Here is a 4,542-nt window from a genome sequence, read left to right as displayed (position 1 = left end):
GAGTTTTACTAAGAGTTTTTCGGCATCATCATATAAGCCAAGTCTATTGGCTGTTTCAATTTCCTTTTTGATAAATACAGGATTTTCCTTGAAAGTGCCGTCGTACTTTTCAAGAAAATCTTTATACAAAGAAGCATTTGCTGACTGAAGATACAGTGCAAAAAGCTCATCTGCTTTTTCTAGTGACTCATCCTGCATGTATTCTGTATACATATAATCAGTTGCAGCCTTGAAATTACCTGCCTGCAAAGCCAGATTATATAGACGCTTTCTTGTCTTTGAATCAATTCTCTTTACCTTGTAAAGATATTCATATGCAGTATCAGGCATTCCCATGCTTAAGGCAATATCTGACAGTTCTCTTAACTGCTCGTCATTAAGATCCTTTACATGAAATGCCTTAATTTCAGCTCTTACCTCATTTAGAGTTGCCTCTTCACTCTGATTGTTTATGGAGCCAGCCAGAGCAATCTTTGTCTTTATATAAAGAATATAGGTATCAGCTGAACGCTTTTTTGGATCTTCTTTAATCTGTGGTGCAAGAAGCTCCATTACCTCATTGTAGTTTCCTTTGTCGTAATAGATCTTTGCTCTAAGATATGGGAGCATAGGATCGTTTGGATGAACTTTTTCAAGTTCATTTAGATATGCAAGAGAAACCTCAGGAGACTGAGCTTTTGCAATTTTCTCTTCAAGAGATGTTGAAGTAGGTGTTAAAAAATATACAGCAGCAGCTGTTGCTGTTACCAGTAGTGCAATAGTAGTTTTACTTAGCAGATGAATATGATTTTTACTGCTTTTCTTGTTTGTATACATAGTTTAGTTTCGCACCTGGTTGCAGATAAATGTGCCTGAAATCAATCCTTTCTCATCAGTTGAGAAAGTATCAACATAACCTTCTCTTGTATGGTCAAATCCAGTTGATGAAACAACCTGACATCTACTGTCTGACCAGAGACTTACAGTAAGTGGTACATATGATTTGAATGCAAATTCAATCTTTGAACCTAGTCTGTTCCACTTCTCAACAATTCCGTTTGCACTCTTAAGCTCAGCTTTGATTTTGTGATCTTTTGTGAATCTGACGGTATTTCTTTTCTTGTTTAAAATCATATAGTAACCGTCTATGGCATCATTAAATCCGACAATATCAGAGCTTACAGGATAACCAAAGGATTTTGGAACTCTAATAGAGCGAATGCCTGTTGATGTGATATGCAAAGTTCCATTCAGATCTTTAGACAGTCCTGTTTCATACAGTGTTCTAGCTCTTCTTGCATAGTCTGAAATGAATAGAGGTGTAACCTCCTGTGATAGAGCATAGTCATAAAGACTTGTTAATGCCTTTAACGAAGCTTCATAGGTACCTGAGTACATATGATAGTAAATGCTGATTGTCTTGAGTCTTCTTGGAGAGCCAGTAAGTTCATAAGTCTCTTTTGCTCTTGCAAAACCGTCATAGTGTTCAGTCCACTCGTTTGTATATACGTTCTCATTCATCTGAGGTGCATATACTTGAACACCATCTTTATACCAGCATACAGTTGGAGATACGTTTGTAAGAGATTCTTCACCTTTCTTGATAGTTGTGTTTCCACCATTAAGATTCTGAATTCCAAGCTTATCAATTTTTACAACCATATCCTCTGTTGGATTAGCATCACCTGACCACAAAAATACTTTTACCTTTTTTCCCTTTGGTGCAAGTCTTGTATTGATGTAATCAATAGAACCTTTCATTTCCTTGTTGTAATCAAGCTTGTAGCCAGGAATATTCAGATGCTCACCGTATATAAGGTTAGACTCAAGCCATCTCATATCCCAGTTGAATGGATGTGAGAATGTATGAGATGCGATTTCAACATTTGGAAGTTCAAATATTTTTCTTGCCACATCCTCAAGCATATTACTGTCTTTTGGATAAAGACCGTCTTTAGCAATCTCGCCTTGAATAATAGATACAGTATGAGGTACATCAATACCCTTAAAGACATGTTCGTATAAAACCTCACTTACAAGAGGAGTGCCCTTGAACCATGATCTTGAAGGAAATCCGTCACCGTCAACATGGGATGTAAGAATTCTTTGTCCTGATTCAGTTGTTGCATCAGCAGCTACAATTTTTGGAAGATTGAGCATCTTGTCCAAAAAAACAAAAGGATCAACAAGCCATGTATCAGTGTTGTTATTTAAGGATTCAACAGGGTATGGAGATACTGCAGCACCGCCCCATGGAGCCTTAAAAACTAAAGTAGAGGTATTACCCTTTTGGTTTTCTATGTAAACTAGACTTTTAAAGCCATCCTTTTTAGAGATGGTAAGTGCATTTACCTGATCAAGTTTACTAAAATGTGGATTTAAAAGACCCTTTGATAGAACATCATCTTTATGCAGTCTGTATGGAGGTGGTACTTCTGCACCGTACTGCATTCCAAGTGCATTTAGAGTTTTAGGATCCTGAGGTATAGTTCCTAAAAAAAGCATAGGAATATATCCTATGTGAGTCTGTACATACTTATCAAATTCAGGATTATCTGTAAAACTACTTACGCTATCAAAATAGGTTACTAAAGCAGCATATCTTGTTTTGTCTATGGTGCTGTAGTTTAGTGAATTGATATCAACTGTATCAACTGCATATCCAAGATATTCAAGAGGTGTTGCAATTCTTGTATGAGCAGCACTAATCAGCTGACTTGAGAATCTTCCATCATAGAGAGTTAAAACTCTTTTAGGTATGCAGTAAACATAACTAGTTCCAAAACCGTAGAGCATGCCGTCAGATACATATGGGGTAAATCCAAGTTCAGCAATCTTTTTTGCAAGTTCAGTTCTCTTTTTCTGATCTGTATCATCAAGATAGTCAATTGCAATAACTTCCACGCCCTGCTTTAGCGCTGGTTTTACAGCTTCTAAGAGCCATTTTCTATCTTCTTCACTTACATCAGTATATGTATTGTCAGATGCATTGTAACCTTTGTACAATGATTCAAAAGCAATTGCCTTTGGTTTAAATGAAATTCGTGGGAAAATTTCAAATCCACGATTAAAAATCAGATTTGGAATAATCTTGTGGATCTTTTCAACAGCATCCTTAAGACCGTTTACCTGTTTTTCAAAATACTCAGGATTTTCATCTTCATCTGCGTAAAGATAGTAGCTGTCTAATGTATCTAGGAATAAACCTTCAAAACCTGCCTTTTTAAGTAGATCTGACTGCTTTTCAAGGTATTTATGCCATTTTTCATCCCTGACATCCATTACAGCACTGTCCCACTCATCATTATGACTTTTTACAGAAGTTTTGAGATATTCAGGGACAGTTCCGTCAAATTCGCCTACAGAGAGATATGCATAGACTGTTACACCTGTATTCTTTAGTGTCTGAATCTGTTTTGGTGTGACATTAGCTGGATCAAGGACCACTCTGTCAAAGTTAATAAGTTCTCTAACAGAATCAACTTCATTGTAGTAAAAGCAGATTGACTTTGCAGTTTTAGCGTATGAAGAATGCATAAAAAACACAAAGCACAGAGCTAACAGTACCTTAATGATTTTCAATTTTTTTCTCTCTTGAGTATTTTATTTTGGGATCAATCGTCCGTTTTTATGCTTTATAGCCTAAAAAGTTGAATGAAAGGCAAATTAGAAATGGTAGTTATTTATAGTTTTTATAAATATCCGATAAGTTTATACCAATTACTTTGCAATGCAAGCATTTTTTTTGTATAAAAATGATAAATATGCCTTTTATACGTGTAGCTCCTTAATTGAGCTATATTTATTCATTTTTAAAGACAGCTTATGAATAGTGCAAACAGAAGATTAATGCCTATATCTTATAGGAATTATCTATAGCTTGATATTAGAAAATAGTATTATTTTTATCAATAAATTGGTAATAGACTGTAGTTATTGAAATTCTTAATATTAAAGTTCGTTTTTATAGGAGATTACAATGACTACTTTATCTATTCCATTTAAGTATGATTATGTAGGCTCTTTTTTAAGACCTGAAGCTGTGCAAAACGCAAAACAGCTATTTAAAAAAGGCCTTATCTCAAAAGACGAACTAAAAGCCGTTGAGGATGCCGAAATTGTAAAATTGATTGAAAAGCAAAAAGCGGCAGGTTACCACGTTATAACAGATGGAGAGTACAGAAGATCTTACTGGCATCTTGATTTCTTCTGGGGACTTAACGGAATTGAGCAGACTGAACTTTCTCACGGATATTTCTTCCATGGAGAGGAAACTGCAAAAGGCTCTATAAAGATTACTGGTAAGATTTCAGGGCAAAACCACCCATTTGTTGAGCATTTTAAATTCGTAAATCAGTTTGCAGATGATAATACAGTTGCAAAACAGACCTTTCCTGCTCCAGCTCAGCTTCTGGCAGAACTTTTCAGAAAAGATAATGTTGAAAATACTAAAAAATTCTATCCAGACATTAACGACCTTATAAATGATATTGCAGCAGCTTACAGAACTGTAATTAAAGATCTGTATGATGCTGGATGTAGAAACATTCAGGTTGATGACTG

2 protein-coding genes and 1 pseudogene are annotated in these 4,542 nt (G+C 35.5%); 1 reads left to right on the top strand and 2 read right to left on the bottom strand.

Annotation, left to right across the window (positions count from 1 at the left end):
• Both ACJML3_RS10650 and ACJML3_RS10645 read right to left on the bottom strand, forming a co-directional pair.
• Positions 1 to 816: hypothetical protein (locus ACJML3_RS10650; protein ID WP_406023092.1), on the bottom strand; the 816-nt coding region annotated here is incomplete at its 3' end.
• A 3-nt stretch (positions 817 to 819) separates the two neighbouring features.
• Positions 820 to 3,516 (bottom strand): endo alpha-1,4 polygalactosaminidase, encoded by a 2,697-nt coding sequence (locus ACJML3_RS10645; RefSeq protein WP_406023090.1) that lies wholly within the window; start codon positions 3,514 to 3,516, stop codon positions 820 to 822.
• A 442-nt stretch (positions 3,517 to 3,958) separates the two neighbouring features.
• Between ACJML3_RS10645 and ACJML3_RS10640 the strand changes: the two are divergent.
• Positions 3,959 to 4,542, top strand: a pseudogene (locus ACJML3_RS10640) (5-methyltetrahydropteroyltriglutamate--homocysteine methyltransferase); the annotation flags it as partial.

This window comes from Succinivibrio sp. (assembly GCF_045124615.1).
Classification (GTDB): Bacteria; Pseudomonadota; Gammaproteobacteria; order Enterobacterales; family Succinivibrionaceae; genus Succinivibrio; species Succinivibrio faecicola.
This window is presented reverse-complemented; position numbering and strand designations above follow the sequence as displayed.

Excerpts from the sequence above, each read along its gene's own strand:
- ACJML3_RS10645 (WP_406023090.1), bottom strand. The coding sequence starts at position 3,516 with ATGCATTCTTCATACGCTAAAACTGCAAAGTCAATCTGCTTTTACTAC.